Below are 15521 nucleotides of genomic sequence, written 5' to 3' on the forward strand. Positions count from 1 at the left end.
TTATCCTTTGCGGTCTAGGTCAATGATTGCACCGCCTTGCAGCAACAGGGCGAGCGGGTGTGAGAGGTCGAAATCCGGCTGGTCGGCCTGAACGGCGGTCAGCGCCTCGTCCAGCGTGGCACCAGCGATGAGGGCGGTGATCCAGTCCGCGCCCCCGGCGGGCAGCTCCTGAACGATGGGGTCGAATTCGGGCCGGGTGATCAGCACGTCCTGCGCGATATGGCGGGGCTTGGGCGCATTCTGTTCGGTGTTGAAGCGCCAGATGTCATAGATCGGCCAGGGCGAGCGCAGCAGGGTGACGGCGGGGGCCAGTGTCAGCCGGGTCGCCATCAGCTGATCGGGTGCAAGCGCTGCCAGACGCGCCGGGTCAACCGCAGTGGCGTCGGCAGCGTGATACGCCCGGCGCAGGGCAAGGTCGAGCCGCGCCGCATCGGGCAGATAGCCGAGATGTTTCAGCTGCTCCATCCCGGCGAGAAACGCGGGAAACTCAGCGCCATAGTGCATCATCAGCGGCGAGGAGGGCGGATGGGCGCGCAGATATATGCCCGCCAGCCCGTCGAGGTTCTGCTTGCCCAGCAGCTTGCCGATCAGGGGAAAGGCGCTGTGCATCGCCTCGGTCAGGGAGACCGCGATATTATTGCGATAGACGCTGAACCGCCGCCCGGCCGGCTGGCCGGTCGCATCCAGCAGCCCCTCAGGCACCGGCTGGCCCGCATCCATCATGGCGTGGGCGAATTCTGTCTGGCTGACAGTCATGCCGGCACCCGCTCTAGCGCGGTTGCGGCACGGGAGGCCTCGGCCTCCAGCACCGGCCAGGCGGGCACATCGGTGTCCCACTCGACCAGCACAGGCTTGGGGCCGGATTTTGCCAGCGTATAATCCAGCAGCGCCCAGACCGGATCCACCACCTCGGCGCCGTGGCTGTCGATCAGCAGCGGTTTGCCGTGGTCGTCCTGATCCTCATCATGGCCGCCAAGGTGGATTTCACCAACCTGATCCAGCGCAAAGGCGTCGATATAGCCCTGCGGCGAGAAATCGAGATTGGTGGCGGAGACAAAGACGTTGTTCACATCCAAGAGCAGCCCGCAGCCGGTGCGGCGGGTGATCTCGGCCAGAAACTCCGGCTCGGACCAGCTGCTTTCGGCAAAGGCGAGGTAGCTGGAGGGGTTTTCCAGCAGCATCCGCCGCCCGATGACGTCCTGCACCTGATTGATATGATCGCAGACCCGCGCCAGCGTGGCATCCGTATAGGGCAGCGGCAGCAGGTCGTTATAGAAATGGCTGTCATGGGTGGACCAGGCGAGATGTTCGGAGAAGCTGGCAGGATTGAGCCAGCCCACCAGATTCTTCAGCCGTGCCAGATGATCGGCGTCCAGCGGCCCTTCGCCGCCGATAGAGAGGCCGACGCCATGCACCGACAGGGCAAACTGTTCAGCCAGATGACGCAGCTGCGCGATCGGGCGGCCACCGTCGCCCATGTAGTTTTCGGCGTGGATTTCCAGCCATTTTACCGGGCTCGGCCGCTCAGCGCCGACCGTTGCAAGAATATCGGCGAAATGCTGCGGCTTGTAGCCAACACCGGCTGCGGCGGGCAGGGAAGGGGCGGCATCCAGCATGACAGGTCCTCTGATCCGGTTACAAAAAGGGCGGGAGAAATCCCCCGCCCCGCTGGTCTGGCCTGTGCTTATGCAGGCAGGTCACGTTCCAGCGGCTCCAGCGAGCCCTTGCGGTCGCTGCCATCGGCCATTGCGGGCAGTTCCATACCTTCGCAGCTGCCGGCATCGACCAGGGTCCAGGCGTTGCCCTGATAGTCGACGGTCGAGGTGCCGGCGCAGGTGGTGCCGGGACCGGCGGCGCAGTCGTTCTGACCGGCGAGGGAGACGCCATAGCATTTCTCTTTGGACTGGGCGGCAGCCGGGGTGACCATGGCAGAGGTCAGTGCGGCAGCAACGGCACCAGCGACGGCGAGGGATTTTGCGGTGTTGGACATCGGTGTCTTCCTTCTTTGGAATTTGGTTGCGAGGCGGTTGTTACAGGTCAGACATTAGCTCAGCCTGAGAAGTGTTTGAATTCACGAGCCTGTGTCTCACGCGGGCGTCAGCAGCCGTGACCGCTTATTACAGCGAAGTGGCTGCTGAACCCTTAAAACCATGCGCAAAAAGAAACCGGCCCCGCAAGTGGGGGCCGGTAAAAAGGCAAAGATCAGCAAAAGACCGCAGGAATGTTACAGAAGATCCGGCGGAGTTGCCTCAACCGCCAGCGCTTTTGTTACAGCCTCCAGGGTTTCGACCTTGGTCTGTTTTTCGCCAAGACGGCGGACGGAAACGGTGCGCTCTTCGACCTCGCGGTGGCCGACGGCGAGGATGACCGGCACCTTGCCCACCGAATGCTCGCGAACCTTGTAGTTGATCTTCTCGTTGCGGATGTCGGCCTCCGCGCGCACACCGGCGGCGCGCAGGGTCTCAACAACCTCGTTCACATAGTCATCGGCGTCGGAGGTGATCGAGGCGACAACCACCTGACGCGGCGCCAGCCAGAACGGCAGCTTGCCTGCGTGTTCCTCGATCAGGATACCGATGAAGCGCTCGAAGGAGCCCAGCGTGGCGCGGTGCAGCATGAAGGGGCGGTGCTTGTTGCCGTCCTGGCCGATGAAATTCGCATCCAGCCGTTCGGGCAGGTTGGGATCCACCTGCAGGGTGCCGCACTGCCAGTTCCGCCCGATGGCGTCAGTGAGGGTGAACTCCAGCTTCGGACCGTAAAAGGCACCTTCGCCCTCCAGCAGCTCGTAGTCATAGCCCGCCGCCTTGCAGGCATCGCCTAGCGCCTTTTCCACCAGATCCCAACTCTCGTCGCTGCCGATCCGTTTTTCCGGGCGGGTCGAGAGCTTGATGGTCCAGTCATGGAAGCCGAGATCGGCATAGACCTTGGACAGGAAGGCGATGAATTTTGCGGTTTCAGACTCGATCTGATCCTCGGCGCAGAAGATATGGCCGTCGTCCTGGGTAAAGCCGCGCACCCGCATGATGCCATGCAGCGCGCCCGAGGGCTCATAGCGCGCACAGGAGCCGAACTCAGCCATGCGCAGCGGCAGGTCGCGGTAGGATTTGAGGCCCTGATTGAACACCTGCACGTGGCAGGGGCAGTTCATCGGCTTCAGTGCGTTGACCGCCTTTTCGCGGGCATGTTCCTCGTCCACTTCGACGATGAACATGTTCTCCTGGTATTTGTCCCAGTGGCCCGAGGCCTCCCACAGCTTGCGGTCCACCACTTGCGGGGTGTTCACCTCGACATAGCCGTCGCGGTCCTGCATACGGCGCATGTAGTCCTGAAGGGTGGTGTAGATGCGCCAGCCGTTGGGGTGCCAGAAGATCTGGCCCGGCGCCTCTTCCTGCATGTGGAACAGGTTCATCTCGCGGCCCAGCTTGCGGTGGTCGCGTTTGGCGGCCTCTTCCAGCATGGTGAGATGCGCCTTCAGCTTTTCCTTGCCGGTGAAGGCAACGCCGTAGATCCGCTGCAGCATCTGGCGGGAGCTGTCGCCGCGCCAATAGGCGCCTGCGATGCTCATCAGTTTGAAGGCATCGCCCGGCAGCTGGCCGGTGTGCTGCAGGTGCGGGCCGCGGCAGAGGTCCTGCCAGTCGCCATGCCAGTACATGCGCAGCGGCTCATCGCCCGGGATGCTCTCGATCAGCTCGACCTTATAGGGTTCGTTCAGGTCGGTGTAATGCTGGATCGCGCGGTCGCGCTCCCAGACCTCGGTGCGGACCTCATCACGTTTGTTGATGATCTCTTTCATCTTTTTCTCGATGGCGCCGAGGTCCTCGGGGGTGAAGGGCTCTGCGCGGTCGAAGTCGTAATACCAGCCGTTTTCAATGACCGGGCCGATGGTGACCTTGGTGTCGGGCCAGATGTCCTGCACCGCACGCGCCATCACATGCGCCAGATCGTGGCGGATCAGCTCGTTGGCCTGAACCTCATCCTTCATGGTGTGGATGGCAATGGCGGCGTCCGCGTCGATCGGCCACTGAAGATCCCAGTGCTGCCCGTTGACGGTGGCGGAGATGGCCTTTTTGGCCAGCGAGGTCGAGATGTCAGCGGCCACCTCGGCAGGGGTGATACCTGCGTCATAGGATCGTGCATTGCCATCGGGGAAGGTGAGAGAGATTTGGGCCATATCGGCTCTCCTCGTCGGTTTGGCGCCCACAGAACGCCCGGTTGCGGGTTATGGTGTTCTGCCCGTTTGGCAGGGGTATGCGAGGCTGTCAAGCAGGCGAGGGGCCAGCCCCTCGCGCTCCCCGGGATATTTTTCGCCAGAAGATGCAGTAGCGGGATCAGGGGGGGGCTGGATCAGGGGGGGCTGGATCAGCGGGCGGGGGTTGGGACACCTTTGCGGATCAGGGCTGAGTAGTCTTGCGTGATGCCCCGGGCCTGCGCCCTGGCGGTGATGCTGCCGCGTTCGCGCAGGTCTTCGGTGCTGTAGCCTGCGGCCAGAACGCCCTGTTCATGGGCATATTCCGGCAGGTAGCCATTGGCCAGCAGCCGCCAGTCCAGCGGCACATCCTGCAGGATGGTGCGGATCATCGTCATCACCACGGTGGTGCAATTCGAGGTGAGCGAATTATCCCACTGCGGCTGTGCGGCCAGCCGGTTGGCGGCCTCGACATATTGCATCAGCAGCGCGCGGGCGGTGTCGGGATCGGTATTGATGCGAAACAGCTGCACATCCTCGCCGCGGGCATTGGTGCGGGTGCCCACCACATCGCGTTCATCGGCGGCGATCAGCACCAGCGTATTGGTCTTGAAAAGATCCGCGACGGGGGAGAAGCCGCCGCCGACCTGACGGCGCACCTCGACCGACCAGGCGATATGGGCGCCATCGGCAAAGCCGAAGCTGACCACCATATGGGCCATCTCCGGTCCGGCCCAATAGGACATGAAGAGATCGACGGTGGTCAGCTGGCTGAGATCATAGCTGCGGGTCTCCCAGCGCGGGGTGAAGTCGGTCGGTGTGGTCCAGTCGAAATTGCGCACATCTGTCAGCGTCAGGATATCGCCGTCGCGGGTGCCGGTGACCTGGCGGGCCACATCGGGGGACCAGTTTGCCTCGGCCGGCGGGGTCAGGCTTGCCCACCACCAGATCAGCGCGGCCAGCGCCAGGCAGAAGGTGGCCAGCCCGCGCAGCGCACGGCCCCGGATCACCGCCCAGAGCGTGGCCAGACCAAGGCCCGCAAAGCCGGATGCCGCGGCTGTACGCCAGAGGCCGTCCACGGGCAGCCGGTACCAGAGCGCCAGCGCGCCCCAGAGAGTGGCCAGCAGGATCAGCAGGCAGAGAAGCCCGAGGCAGAGAAGGCGGAGGGCACGGGTCAAGGGAGGCTCCTGATTTGCGGCGGTTCTGATGTCGCGCGGACCCTAGGCAGGGCTGCGGCTGGCTGCAAGGGCATCAGGCGGTCGGGGCGGCGGCGTCCCGGCGCCAGCCATCTGCCGCCGGTGCCTCCTGCGGTGAAACCGGCCATTGCGGCGGCGCGGCTGCCGTGGCAGATCTGACATCAGCATAATGGCTGGACTGCATCGCGGGGGAGACCATGGCAGCAACCCAATTTCTGGACTGTGACAGCGGCCGCCGTCTGGCCTATCACCTGAGCCCGGCCACCGGCGCGGCCAAGGATGCGCCGACGCTGGTGTTTCTGGGGGGGCTGAAATCCGATATGGAGGGCACCAAGGCGGTGCATCTGGAGGCCTGGGCCCGGGCGCGGGGCCTCGGGTTTCTGCGGTTTGACTATTCCGGCCACGGTGAAAGCTCCGGCCGTTTTGAAGAGGGCTGCATCGGCGACTGGCATCAGGATACGCTGGCGGCGGTAAAGGAATTGACCACAGGGGCGATCCTGCCGGTTGGCTCCTCCATGGGGGGCTGGCAGGCGCTGCTCCTGGCGCGGGCGATGCCCGAGCGGGTGGCCGGGCTGGTCACCATCGCCGCCGCGCCGGATTTCACCGAGGATGGCTATTGGGCCAATTTCACCGATCCCCAGAAGGCGGAGCTGGAGGCGCGCGGGCAGGTTGAGCTGCCGAGCGACTACATGGAGCCTTATGTCATCACCAAACGGATGATCGAGGACGGGCGCAACCATCTGGTGCTGCGCGATCCGCTGGTGCTGGCGATGCCGGTGCGCTGCCTGCAGGGCACCGCCGACACCGCCGTCAGCACCGAGACCGCGCTGCGGCTGCTGGATCATGCCACCTGCGCCGATATGCGCCTGCATCTGGTGAAGGACGCCGACCATCGGTTCTCCGACCCGGCCTGTCTGGCGCTGATCGAAACCGCCGTGGCGGAGGTGCTGGGGCTATCTGGCGCGCCAGATATCGGTTAGGTTGAGTGGCGGGGCGGGCGCGCAGGTTCTGATGTACTGACCTGCATCCACCACGCGACAGCTGACGCAGGCTATGGCAGAATGTCCGGGATGATCTGCCACATAGCGCAGGGCGGCCCGAAAGGGGGCAAGCCGACAGCAGCAGGACAGAGGCAGGAGAAGGGCAGGAGAGGATCCGATGGAGCAACGTATCAGCCTGATCACACTGGGCGTGCCGGATATGGAGCGGGCGGCGGCCTTCTATGAGGCGCTTGGCTGGCAGCGCGCAGACAGCCCCGATGGGGTCATTGCCTTTGATCTGATGTCGCAGACGCTGGGGCTTTATCCGCTGGCGTCGCTGGCCGAGGATATTGGCCTGCCGCTGGATGAGCTGGGCACCGGCGCGATGACGCTGAGCCATAACACCCGCACTGCGGCAGATGTCGCTGCGCTGATGGCCCGGGCGGAGGCGGCAGGCGCCACGGTGCTGCGCCCGGCAGGAGAGGTGTTCTGGGGCGGCACCATCGGCTATTTCCGCGCCCCGGACGGCCATATCTGGGAAATCGCGCATAACCCGTTCTCGCCGCTGTCCGATGACGGCGCGTTCCGCTGGAACGGCTATGGCGCCCAAACCGAGGGATAAGCACAGGTGACAGACCGGTCAGGCGACGCACCGCAGAACATGAGCCGCCCTTCGCAGGCCCCGGCAGAGCGCGCCGCTGGCGCCCCGCTGGTGATGCTGCCCGGTCTGATGGGCAATGCCGAGGCGTTCCTGCCGCAGCTGCGGGCACTGTCCGGGGTGGTGCCGACGATGATTGCGCCGCTGCTCGGCGGCGACCGGATCGAGCTGATCGCCGATCATCTGCTGGCCCGGCTGCCGACGCGGTTTTCACTGGCCGGGCTGTCGATGGGCGGCATTGTTGCAATGGAAATCCTGCGCCGCGCGCCGCAGCGTGTCAGCCGGCTCTGCCTGATCTCCACCAGCCCCTTGCCCGACACGCCTGCCCAGGCCGCCGAATGGGAGCCGCTGATCATCGCGGCCCGGAGCGGTCGTCTGGCGGATGTGCTGCGCAGCTGCCTGCCGGTGGAGTGCCTGGCCCCGTCGCCGCAGCGGCTGGATATTCTGAACTCGATCTATGAGCAGGCCCTTGCACTGGGGCCGGAGCTGTTCGTGGCGCAGGCGCGGGCGTTGCAGCGGCGCACCGATCAGCAGGCGGCACTGCGTCGTTTCAAAGGACCCTCGCTGATCCTCTGTGGGGCGCAGGACCGGCTGACGCCGCTGAAACGCCATGAATTCATGGCCGCGCTGATGCCCAATGCGCGGCTTCATGTGGTGGAGGAGGCCGGACATCTGCCGACGCTGGAACAGCCGGATCAGGTGACCGGGGCGATTGCGGAATGGCTGGCGGAGGAAGACCGGCAGCTGGGCTGCCCGGCGGATCTGCCCGCAGACCGTCAGAGCGCTGCCGCCACAACCCAGCCGCAGCGGATATCGACGCCACCGGCGGAACCTGCGGCGGCATCGCCGTCAAAACCGTTGCCGCCCCTGACACTCACCAACCCACTAAAGCCATCAGATCCAATCGGTTAACCTGCAAAGCTTGTGCGGATCGCGGCCCGGTCGGCCGTAATGAGGGCACGGCGCTACCTGCGCAGCAGTTCCGCGCGCGCCTCCTTGCTGATCACCTCCGGTTCGCTGATTGGCGCACCGCTGGCGATGTCGAAGAATGGCGTCTCTTTCCAGCGGCCGGAGAGGCGCGCCGATATCATCCGGCTGAGCAGCGAGATGACCATCCGTGCCGCGCCTTCGGTGCGGGGCTGTTTGCCTGCCTTCGGAACAAAGGCGCGGGCGCGCACCTTGCCAAGCGCGGATGGGTCGGCAAACCGGTCCGACCGCATCCCGGCAAAGGGCAGGGTGGGTTTGGCCAGCGTATTGGCCATCGGGGTGCCGCAGCAGCCCGCATACCAGCGCAGCAGCCCCTTCGGGCTGAGCCGCATCACCCGCAGCAGATCCTGCCCCTGATGAAAGGTCACCCCATCGGGATTGACCTGAAACAGATCAACCGGTCCGGGGGCGGGGTCCGGCTGGTTGTGGTACAGCTCATTGGCGCGGCAATCGGCGCAGAAACAGACAACGCGGGTGCCGGCCTTGCAGGCCTCTGGCGACAGCGCGCCACGGATCTGGCCGCAGTCACAGGCGAAACTCAGGGGATCGGCCATTGCTGAAATGGTCCTTGGGCTGAAATGGGCTTTGGTCAGGGCTTGGCGCCCGTCTTATTTGGTCTGGCCTCAGCCTCGCCGGTCAGGCGGTCGCCTTGGTGCGTTTTGCTGCGGTTTTCTTCGGCGTGCGGGCATTCGCGTTCATGAATTCGATCACCAGCGGGCGGATATTATCGCGCCAGCTGCGGCCGGCAAAGATGCCATAATGTCCTGCACCCGGCTCCACATGGCTGGCCTTCTTTACCTCCGGCAGGCCGGTGCAGAGATCCAGCGCCGCGATACATTGTCCGGGGGCCGAGATATCATCATTGGCGCCTTCGACGGTCATGACCGCCACATCGGAGATCTTGCCCATATCGACCTTGTGACCGGCGACAACAAAGTTGTTGCCGGCAATCTCGCCGCCCTTGAACACCCGTTCCACCGTCGACAGGTAGAACTCCGCCGTCATGTCCATCACGGCAAGATATTCGTCATAGAACCGGTTGTGGGCATCATGATCCGAGGCTTCCCCCCGGCTGACCCGCTGGATCTGATCCATGAAAGCCTTGGAATGGCGCTCGCCGTTCATCGACATAAAGGAGCTGAGCTGCAACAGGCCCGGATAGACCTTGCGGCCGACGCCCTTGTATTTGAAGCCGACACGCTGGATCATCGTCTCTTCCAGCTGGCCCATGGTGACCCGGCGGCCAAAATCGGTCACATCCGTCGGGGTTGCATCGGGATCCACCGGCCCGCCAATCAGGGTGAGCGATGACGGCTGCGCGCCCGGATCCTGCTCTGCCAGATAGGCGGTGGCGGCCAGCGTCAGCGGGGCCGGCTGGCAGACCGCGATCACATGGGTATCGGGGCCCATTTCACGCATGAAATCAACCAGATATAGCGTGTAATCCTCAATGTCGAACTTGCCCGCTGAAACCGGAATATCGCGGGCATTATGCCAGTCGGTGACATAGACTTCGCAATTCTCGATCAGGCTTTTGACGGTGGAGCGCAGCAGGGTGGCGTAATGGCCCGACATCGGCGCGACCAGCAGAACCTTGCGCGGCTGCTCGGCGCGGCCTGCGACGCGGAAATGGATCAGATCGCCAAACGGGCGCTCGACCACCGTGTCGATTTCCACCACGTGATCGCGGCCATCGGCGCAGGTCTGGGTATAGATGCCCCAATCCGGTTTGGTCACCATGCGCTGAAAACTGCGCTCCGTCACCTCGCCCCAGGCGGCCATCCAGGCAATGGCAGGATTGGGGATTGCGGCCAGCGCCGGGTTCGATGCCATCGACAGGGCGGTGGCCCCCAACCACTGATTGGTGTTACGCATTGTTTCCATCAGATCGTACGACATCATGTAACGCATGTTATATCTCCATTGCGTTGGCCGCTTGGATCCGATCTGAATCCACGTGCGGTTGTGTCACAACCCATCGGACGTTTCATGGCTTTGTCGTATGATGGGCGGACAGTATTCTGCATAGCAGAAAGATTACGGGGGATTTGTTAAGATGACAACAAGCGACAGTACGGATCCGGCAGTCTCGCCGGAACATATTGAACGAATTAAAAAAAATATGGAGCAGGTTGAGCAACTTTCAAAACGCCTGATGGATGTTCTGGCTCAGAAAAAATCTCACCCCCCTTCTCTGGACGGTCCGAATCAAGAGCTTTTTGCACGCGCAGCAACCGCCTATTGGGCCGAAATGGCCAAAAACCCCGCCAAGCTGTTGGAAAAACAGGTGTCTTACTGGGGGCAGGCGGTGGTGAATTTCGCCGAAGCCCAGGCGCTTCTGGCCAAATCCATAGAGGGCGACAGCCCCGAGGACGCCGATGAGGGCGCGCCCGATGACCGCCGCTTTGCCAATCCGATGTGGCAGTCCAACCCCTATTTTCACTACATCAAGAAACAATATCTCACCAATGCCGAGGCAATTCGCAACGCCGTCGCCGAGGTCGATGATCTGGAAGATGTCGACAAACGCCGCCTTGGCTATTTCGCCGATCAGATCGTGCAGATGATGGCTCCCACCAATTTTCTGGCAACCAACCCCGATGCGCTGGAAAAAGCGGTGGAGACTGAAGGTCAGTCACTGATCAAGGGGCTGGAGAATCTGGTTGCCGATCTGGAGGCCAACGACGGCGAACTGGTGGTGCGGCTGGCGGATGAGACCGCCTTTGAGATCGGTCGCAATATTGCCACCACACCCGGTGAGGTTGTATTTCGCAACGAGATGATGGAGCTGATCCAGTACCGGCCGACCACCGAAACCGTGCATGAAACCCCCATCGTGCTGTTTCCGCCGTGGATCAACAAATTCTACATCCTCGACCTCAAGGCGCAGAACAGCCTGATCAAATGGGTGACCGAACAGGGCTATACGCTGTTTGTGGTGTCCTGGGTCAACCCCGGCGAGGATCAGGCGGACCTCGGTCTGGAGGATTATATCGAGAAGGGCTATCTGACCGCGATCGAAACCGCCAAGTCGATCTGCAAGGTGAAACAGATCAATGCCGTTGGCTACTGTATCGCGGGCACCACGCTGTGCCTGACGCTCTCGTTGCTGAAACAGCGCGGCGATACCTCGATCAAATCGGCGACCTTCTTTACCGCGCTGACGGATTTCTCCGATCAGGGGGAGTTCACGCCCTTCCTGCAAAATGATTTCATCGACGGCATCGAGGAGGAGATCACCAACAACGGCCTGCTGCGCTCGTATATCATGGCGCGGACCTTCTCCTTCCTGCGCTCCAACGATCTGGTCTACGGGCCTGCGATCCGCAGCTACATGATGGGAGAGACGCCGCCGGCCTTTGATCTTCTGTACTGGAATGGTGACGGCGCGAACCTGCCGGGGCGGATGGCGATGCAATATCTGCGTGGCCTGTGTCAGCGCAATGAGTTCGTGCGCGACGGGTTCGAGCTGATGGGCCATACCCTGCATGTGCGCGACGTCACCGTGCCGGTGATGGCAATCACCTGCGAGACCGACCATATTGCCCGCTGGAAAGACTGCTACCGCGGTGTTCAGCAGATGGGCTCGCGCTCCAAGAGCTTCGTTGTGGCGCAGTCGGGTCATATCGCGGGCATCGTCAACCCGCCGACCCGCAACAAATACGGCCATTACACCAATCCCGATATGAAAGGTGACGCCGAGACCTGGAAAGAGGCGGCGAGCTTTCACGAAGGCTCCTGGTGGCCACGCTGGGAAAGCTGGCTGAAGAAACGCTCCGGCAAGCAGGTCGAGGCCCGCGAACCGGGCGATTCGCAGCATCCCCCGCTGACACCGGCCCCCGGCGACTACGTCCGGGTAAAGGCAAAGCGGTCCGCAAAGCCCTGATTTTCCGGGTATTCGCAAATTATTCTGCATCGCAGCAAGAAAAACCTTGAAATGCTGCGATGCAGAAACAATATTGGGGTCATGCGAAGGCGGCAGAACGTTCTGGCCGCGTAACCAAGAGGAACCAGTACAATGGCTAAGACCCAAGATTTTACCGCGATGATGAAAGACATGATGGGTGCATTCCCGGTTGACACAACCGCGATGGAAGATGCGTTCAAATCGACCGCAGCCCTGAACGAAAAACTGTCCCAGGTTGCCCTGCAGGCTGCCGAGAAATCCGCCGAGATTTCCAACAGCTGGGCCAAGGAAACCCTGACCAAGCTGAGCGACGTCTCCAAGGCACAGGCCGAGCCTGCTGACTATGCCAAGGCAGCAACCGATTTCGCCTCCGCCTCCGCTGAAGTGGCCGCCGAGAACATGGCCGCCTTCGCCGAAGTTGCGAAAAAGGTTCAGATGGACACCGTTGAGCTGCTGATGTCGGCTGGTAAGGACATGTCCGAAGAAGCGTCCGCCGCTGTGAAGAAGGCCACCAACGACGTGACCTCCGCTGCGAAAAAAGCCGCAGCAAAGTAAGCGCTGAGCGCATCCGCAAAGGGGTTTTGCACTCCTCCCAATGAAATCTCTTTGCACCGAAGGGGGCAGGTCACCGGACCTGCCCCTTTTTCATTGGGCCACAGACCGCCTGGGGCCGCCCGCGATGGCCAGCCTGCTGATATTGGATCCGACGATCATTTGTTGCGCGTTCCGGCGTAACGCTTCCCTTTTGTTCTGCGCTCGCATAGGCTTTGCTGCAATGCATCATGTCTGGGGAGAAATGACATGTCGGATCAGGATAAACCCTTGTTGATCAAACGATATGCCAGCCGACGGCTCTACAATACGGAGACCAGCGACTATGTCACGCTGGAGGATATCGCCGGTTTCATCCGCGAGGGGCGTGAGGTGCAGATCGTTGACCTCAAGACCGGGGACGACCTGACCCGCCAGTATCTCCTGCAGATCATCGCCGAACACGAAAGCCGGGGTGAGAACATTCTGCCGGTCAATGTGCTGAACGATCTGGTGCGCAGCTACATGGTGCCCGGTGGCGGGGTGATGCCGCAGTTCCTGCAAAGCTCCTTTGAGATGCTGCGTGAAAACCAGAGCAAGATGGTCGAGAATATGAACGCCATGAACCCGATTGCGCAGATGCCGGGGTTCGAGGCGATGAAGGCGCAGCAGCAGGCGTTTCTGAAGGCGATGACCGGCGGGTTCTCCGGCAACTGGCCCGGCGCTGCGAAATCATCCGGCGACAGTGACAGCGGCGAAGACGGCGACGGGCTGGACGATATCAAGCGGCAGCTGGCCGAGTTGCAGGACAAGCTCTCCAAACTGAAGTAAGATCCGACAGCGGCACGGGTGTTGATCCTGCGACCAAAGTCGCAGGGCTGCGCGCGTGTTTTTGATCCCGCTTGCGGGGCGGCGGCGTTAGACTCGGCGCGTCCCGTCCGCGGCCGGAATGTCACCTGCCATGGACCACATACGGCAATCGCCGCAACCCCGAGGTTCCAGATGCCCATGTCCAGTATCGCGCCCAGCATCGCGTCCAGTATCGAGCGTTTTGATGCCATCCCCGAAACCGCCCTGGCGTGGTATCGCGCGGGCCGGGCAACCGGCGGCGGGGCGGCGCTGGCGACGGTGGTCGAAACCTGGGGATCCGCGCCGCGCCGCGCCGGCGCGCAGCTGGCGGTTGCCAGCGATGGCCGGATCGAAGGGTCCGTTTCGGGGGGCTGCGTCGAAGGCGCGGTGATCCTGGCCGCGCAGGAGGCGATCGCCTCGGGGCGGCATCAGCTTCTGGAATTCGGCGTCAGCGACGGTGATGCCTTTGCGGTCGGGCTGGCCTGTGGCGGCACCATCCGCATTCTGGTCGAACCGGTGGGCGGCTCCCTGTCAGAGGCGACGCTGGCCGAACTGGTCGCTGCCCGCGCGGCCCGCCGCGCCCTGGCCTATGTGGTTGATCTCGACAGCGGTGCCGGGCGGCTGGAGACCGACGCCCACGCCGAGCGAAAACGCATGGACCGCTCCGGCGTCGAAGAGGACGGCAAGACCTTTGTCGCCGTTCACAACCCACCCCTGCGCCTGATCGCGGTGGGGGCGGTGCATATCACCCAGGCGCTGGTGCCGATGGCGCGGATTGCCGGCTACGATCCGGTCATCCTCGACCCGCGCGCGGCCTTTGCCTCGGCGGCCCGGTTCCCCAATGAACGGCTGATCGAGGACTGGCCCGACGAGGCGATCGCCGAGCTTGGTCTGGATGGGCGCAGCGCGGTGGTGCTGCTTACTCATGATCCGAAAATTGACGATCCCGCGCTGGAGGCCGCCCTGCGCTCGGACTGTTTCTACATCGGCGCGCTCGGCTCGACGCGCACCCATGCCAAACGGATTGCACGGATGCAGGAGGCTGGTTTTGACGAGGCGACGCTCGCCCGTATCCACGGTCCCATCGGGCTTGATATCGGTGCCGCAGGCCCGGCGGAAATCGCCGTGTCGATCATCGCCGAGATGACGGCGGTTCTGCGGGGGCGGCGCCCATGATCTTTGGCGAGGTGCCCCTCAATGAGGCGTCGGGATGCTATCTGGCCCATTCGCTGCAGGGGGCGGAGCACCGCATTGCCAAGGGCACCAGACTGGCAGCGCAGGATCTGGCTGACCTTGCCGCCGCCGGCCACCGCGCGCTGACCGTGGCGCAGCTGGAACCGGGGGATATCCACGAAGACCGCGCCGCAGAGCGGCTGGCCGAGGCGCTGTTGCCGGATCCTGCCGCATTGGGGCTGCGCATCTCCGGTGCCGGGGCAGGGCGGGTCAACCTTCATGCGCTTGGCCCCGGTCTGATCCGGGTCGATGCCGAACGGATCAACGCGCTGAATGCGGTCGATCCGATGATCACGCTGGCCACGGTGCCCGATTTCCACCGCGCCGATCCCGGCGGCATGGTCGCCACCGCCAAGATCATCTCCTACGCCGTGCCGGATGAGGCGCTGACGGCCGCCACCCGCGATGTGGCCGGGGCGATCCGCCTGATCCCGCCACAGCTGCGCCGCGCCACCCTGATCGAGACGCGCACCAGCGCGCAGACGCCCCCGGACAAGGGGCGCGCCGCGATGATCGGACGGCTCGACCGGTTCGACATGGCGATGGCGCCCCGGCAGGTGGTGCCGCATCGCGAGGCGGAGCTGGCCGCCGCGCTTGCGAGCCTTGGCGATGACAGCGATCTGATCCTGATCCTCACCGCCTCGGCCACCTCGGATCCCCTGGATGTGGCGCCCTCGGCGCTGCGCCGGGCGGGCGGAGAGGTTCTGCGCTTTGGAATGCCGGTGGATCCCGGCAACCTGCTGTTTCTCGGCCAGCTGTCCGGGCGGCCGGTGCTGGGCCTGCCGGGCTGTGCGCGCTCGCCTGCGCTCAATGGGGCGGATTGGGTGCTGGAACGGCTGGTCTGCGGCATCGAGGTCAGCAGCGCCGATATCGCCGCCATGGGCGTCGGCGGCCTCTTGAAGGAAATCCCCACACGTCCCCGCCCAAGGCGCAGCGATCTCTGACCCCGACCTGCGGCTGCACCTGCGACTTTAGTCGTGGCGATGCGATTAGG

15 protein-coding genes are annotated in these 15521 nt (G+C 63.5%); 8 read left to right on the top strand and 7 right to left on the bottom strand.

All coding sequences use genetic code 11. The annotated features are described in order from the left end of the window. The 5 genes from VWZ81_RS03515 to VWZ81_RS03535 all read right to left on the bottom strand — a co-directional run bounded on the left by VWZ81_RS03515 (window position 1) and on the right by VWZ81_RS03535 (window position 5364). Window positions 1-756: a DNA-binding domain-containing protein gene (locus tag VWZ81_RS03515; RefSeq protein WP_340545987.1), complete on the bottom strand. Its 756-nt coding sequence runs from the start codon at window positions 754-756 to the stop codon at window positions 1-3. Then, window positions 753-1616: a DUF692 domain-containing protein gene (locus VWZ81_RS03520; protein WP_416542098.1), complete on the bottom strand. Its 864-nt coding sequence runs from the start codon at window positions 1614-1616 to the stop codon at window positions 753-755. The genes VWZ81_RS03515 and VWZ81_RS03520 overlap by 4 nt, the downstream gene beginning before the upstream one ends. Window positions 1617-1684: 68 nt before the next feature. Further along, on the bottom strand, window positions 1685-1990 hold the full coding sequence (locus VWZ81_RS03525) for a DUF2282 domain-containing protein (RefSeq protein ID WP_340545985.1): 306 nt from the start codon (window positions 1988-1990) through the stop codon (window positions 1685-1687). Between the two features lie 234 nt (window positions 1991-2224). Then, window positions 2225-4171, bottom strand: a complete 1947-nt coding sequence (gene thrS, locus VWZ81_RS03530; protein WP_416535193.1) for a threonine--tRNA ligase — start codon at window positions 4169-4171, stop codon at window positions 2225-2227. Window positions 4172-4359: 188 nt separating this feature from the next. Further along, window positions 4360-5364 (bottom strand): DUF4105 domain-containing protein, encoded by a 1005-nt coding sequence (locus VWZ81_RS03535; RefSeq protein ID WP_416542099.1) that lies wholly within the window; start codon window positions 5362-5364, stop codon window positions 4360-4362. A gap of 215 nt (window positions 5365-5579) precedes the next feature. Between VWZ81_RS03535 and VWZ81_RS03540 the strand changes: the two genes are divergently transcribed. The 3 genes from VWZ81_RS03540 (at window position 5580) to VWZ81_RS03550 (ending at window position 7932) form a co-directional block, all read left to right on the top strand. After that, window positions 5580-6362: an alpha/beta hydrolase gene (locus VWZ81_RS03540; protein WP_416542100.1), complete on the top strand. Its 783-nt coding sequence runs from the start codon at window positions 5580-5582 to the stop codon at window positions 6360-6362. A 178-nt stretch (window positions 6363-6540) separates the two neighbouring features. Then, a complete protein-coding gene (locus VWZ81_RS03545) occupies window positions 6541-6984 on the top strand; it encodes a VOC family protein (RefSeq protein ID WP_340545981.1) in 444 nt (147 codons plus the stop codon). Window positions 6985-7023: 39 nt separating this feature from the next. Then, window positions 7024-7932, top strand: coding sequence for an alpha/beta fold hydrolase (locus VWZ81_RS03550; protein WP_416542448.1), 909 nt, complete (start codon window positions 7024-7026; stop codon window positions 7930-7932). Window positions 7933-7985: 53 nt separating this feature from the next. On the opposite strand, the gene VWZ81_RS03555 is transcribed toward VWZ81_RS03550, so the two are convergent. Both VWZ81_RS03555 and phaZ read right to left on the bottom strand, forming a co-directional pair. Next, window positions 7986-8561 (bottom strand): DUF6151 family protein, encoded by a 576-nt coding sequence (locus VWZ81_RS03555; RefSeq protein WP_416542101.1) that lies wholly within the window; start codon window positions 8559-8561, stop codon window positions 7986-7988. A gap of 82 nt (window positions 8562-8643) precedes the next feature. Next, the gene (phaZ, locus tag VWZ81_RS03560; RefSeq protein ID WP_416542102.1) at window positions 8644-9918 is read right to left on the bottom strand and encodes a polyhydroxyalkanoate depolymerase; all 1275 of its coding nucleotides are present in this window, start codon (window positions 9916-9918) and stop codon (window positions 8644-8646) included. A 145-nt stretch (window positions 9919-10063) separates the two neighbouring features. Here phaZ and phaC point away from each other — a divergent pair, with 145 nt between their 5' ends. From phaC to VWZ81_RS03585, 5 genes are all read left to right on the top strand, one after another. Beyond that, window positions 10064-11893, top strand: a complete 1830-nt coding sequence (gene phaC, locus VWZ81_RS03565) for a class I poly(R)-hydroxyalkanoic acid synthase (RefSeq protein ID WP_416539001.1) — start codon at window positions 10064-10066, stop codon at window positions 11891-11893. A gap of 132 nt (window positions 11894-12025) precedes the next feature. After that, the gene (locus VWZ81_RS03570; RefSeq protein ID WP_340545976.1) at window positions 12026-12469 is read left to right on the top strand and encodes a phasin, PhaP; all 444 of its coding nucleotides are present in this window, start codon (window positions 12026-12028) and stop codon (window positions 12467-12469) included. A gap of 246 nt (window positions 12470-12715) precedes the next feature. Beyond that, complete coding sequence (gene phaR, locus VWZ81_RS03575) at window positions 12716-13276, top strand: polyhydroxyalkanoate synthesis repressor PhaR (RefSeq protein ID WP_340545975.1); 561 nt, start codon at window positions 12716-12718, stop codon at window positions 13274-13276. 177 nt (window positions 13277-13453) lie between these two features. After that, window positions 13454-14470 carry an XdhC family protein gene (locus tag VWZ81_RS03580; RefSeq protein ID WP_340545974.1) on the top strand — a complete coding sequence of 339 codons (1017 nt, stop codon included), beginning with the start codon at window positions 13454-13456 and terminating at the stop codon, window positions 14468-14470. Continuing rightward, entirely contained in the window at window positions 14467-15471 is a 1005-nt protein-coding gene (locus VWZ81_RS03585; protein WP_416542103.1) for a molybdopterin-binding protein, read from the top strand. Before VWZ81_RS03580 ends, VWZ81_RS03585 begins: the two co-directional genes overlap by 4 nt. Window positions 15472-15521: the final 50 nt, after the last annotated feature.

Origin of the sequence: Phaeobacter sp. JH20_34 (assembly GCF_048056095.1) — a bacterium.
Lineage (GTDB): Bacteria > Pseudomonadota > Alphaproteobacteria > Rhodobacterales > Rhodobacteraceae > Phaeobacter > Phaeobacter bryozoorum.

What these genes read in the sequence shown, in the direction of transcription:
- VWZ81_RS03580 (WP_340545974.1), top strand. Translation starts at nt 13,454, where the DNA reads ATGTCCAGTATCGCGCCCAGCATCGCGTCCAGTATCGAGCGTTTTGAT.
- phaR (WP_340545975.1), top strand. Translation starts at nt 12,716, where the DNA reads ATGTCGGATCAGGATAAACCCTTGTTGATCAAACGATATGCCAGCCGA.
- VWZ81_RS03570 (WP_340545976.1), top strand. Translation starts at nt 12,026, where the DNA reads ATGGCTAAGACCCAAGATTTTACCGCGATGATGAAAGACATGATGGGT.
- VWZ81_RS03525 (WP_340545985.1), bottom strand. Translation starts at nt 1,990, where the DNA reads ATGTCCAACACCGCAAAATCCCTCGCCGTCGCTGGTGCCGTTGCTGCC.
- VWZ81_RS03585 (WP_416542103.1), top strand. Translation starts at nt 14,467, where the DNA reads ATGATCTTTGGCGAGGTGCCCCTCAATGAGGCGTCGGGATGCTATCTG.
- VWZ81_RS03540 (WP_416542100.1), top strand. Translation starts at nt 5,580, where the DNA reads ATGGCAGCAACCCAATTTCTGGACTGTGACAGCGGCCGCCGTCTGGCC.
- VWZ81_RS03555 (WP_416542101.1), bottom strand. Translation starts at nt 8,561, where the DNA reads ATGGCCGATCCCCTGAGTTTCGCCTGTGACTGCGGCCAGATCCGTGGC.
- VWZ81_RS03520 (WP_416542098.1), bottom strand. Translation starts at nt 1,616, where the DNA reads ATGCTGGATGCCGCCCCTTCCCTGCCCGCCGCAGCCGGTGTTGGCTAC.
- phaC (WP_416539001.1), top strand. Translation starts at nt 10,064, where the DNA reads ATGACAACAAGCGACAGTACGGATCCGGCAGTCTCGCCGGAACATATT.
- phaZ (WP_416542102.1), bottom strand. Translation starts at nt 9,918, where the DNA reads ATGCGTTACATGATGTCGTACGATCTGATGGAAACAATGCGTAACACC.
- VWZ81_RS03515 (WP_340545987.1), bottom strand. Translation starts at nt 756, where the DNA reads ATGACTGTCAGCCAGACAGAATTCGCCCACGCCATGATGGATGCGGGC.
- thrS (WP_416535193.1), bottom strand. Translation starts at nt 4,171, where the DNA reads ATGGCCCAAATCTCTCTCACCTTCCCCGATGGCAATGCACGATCCTAT.
- VWZ81_RS03545 (WP_340545981.1), top strand. Translation starts at nt 6,541, where the DNA reads ATGGAGCAACGTATCAGCCTGATCACACTGGGCGTGCCGGATATGGAG.
- VWZ81_RS03550 (WP_416542448.1), top strand. Translation starts at nt 7,024, where the DNA reads ATGAGCCGCCCTTCGCAGGCCCCGGCAGAGCGCGCCGCTGGCGCCCCG.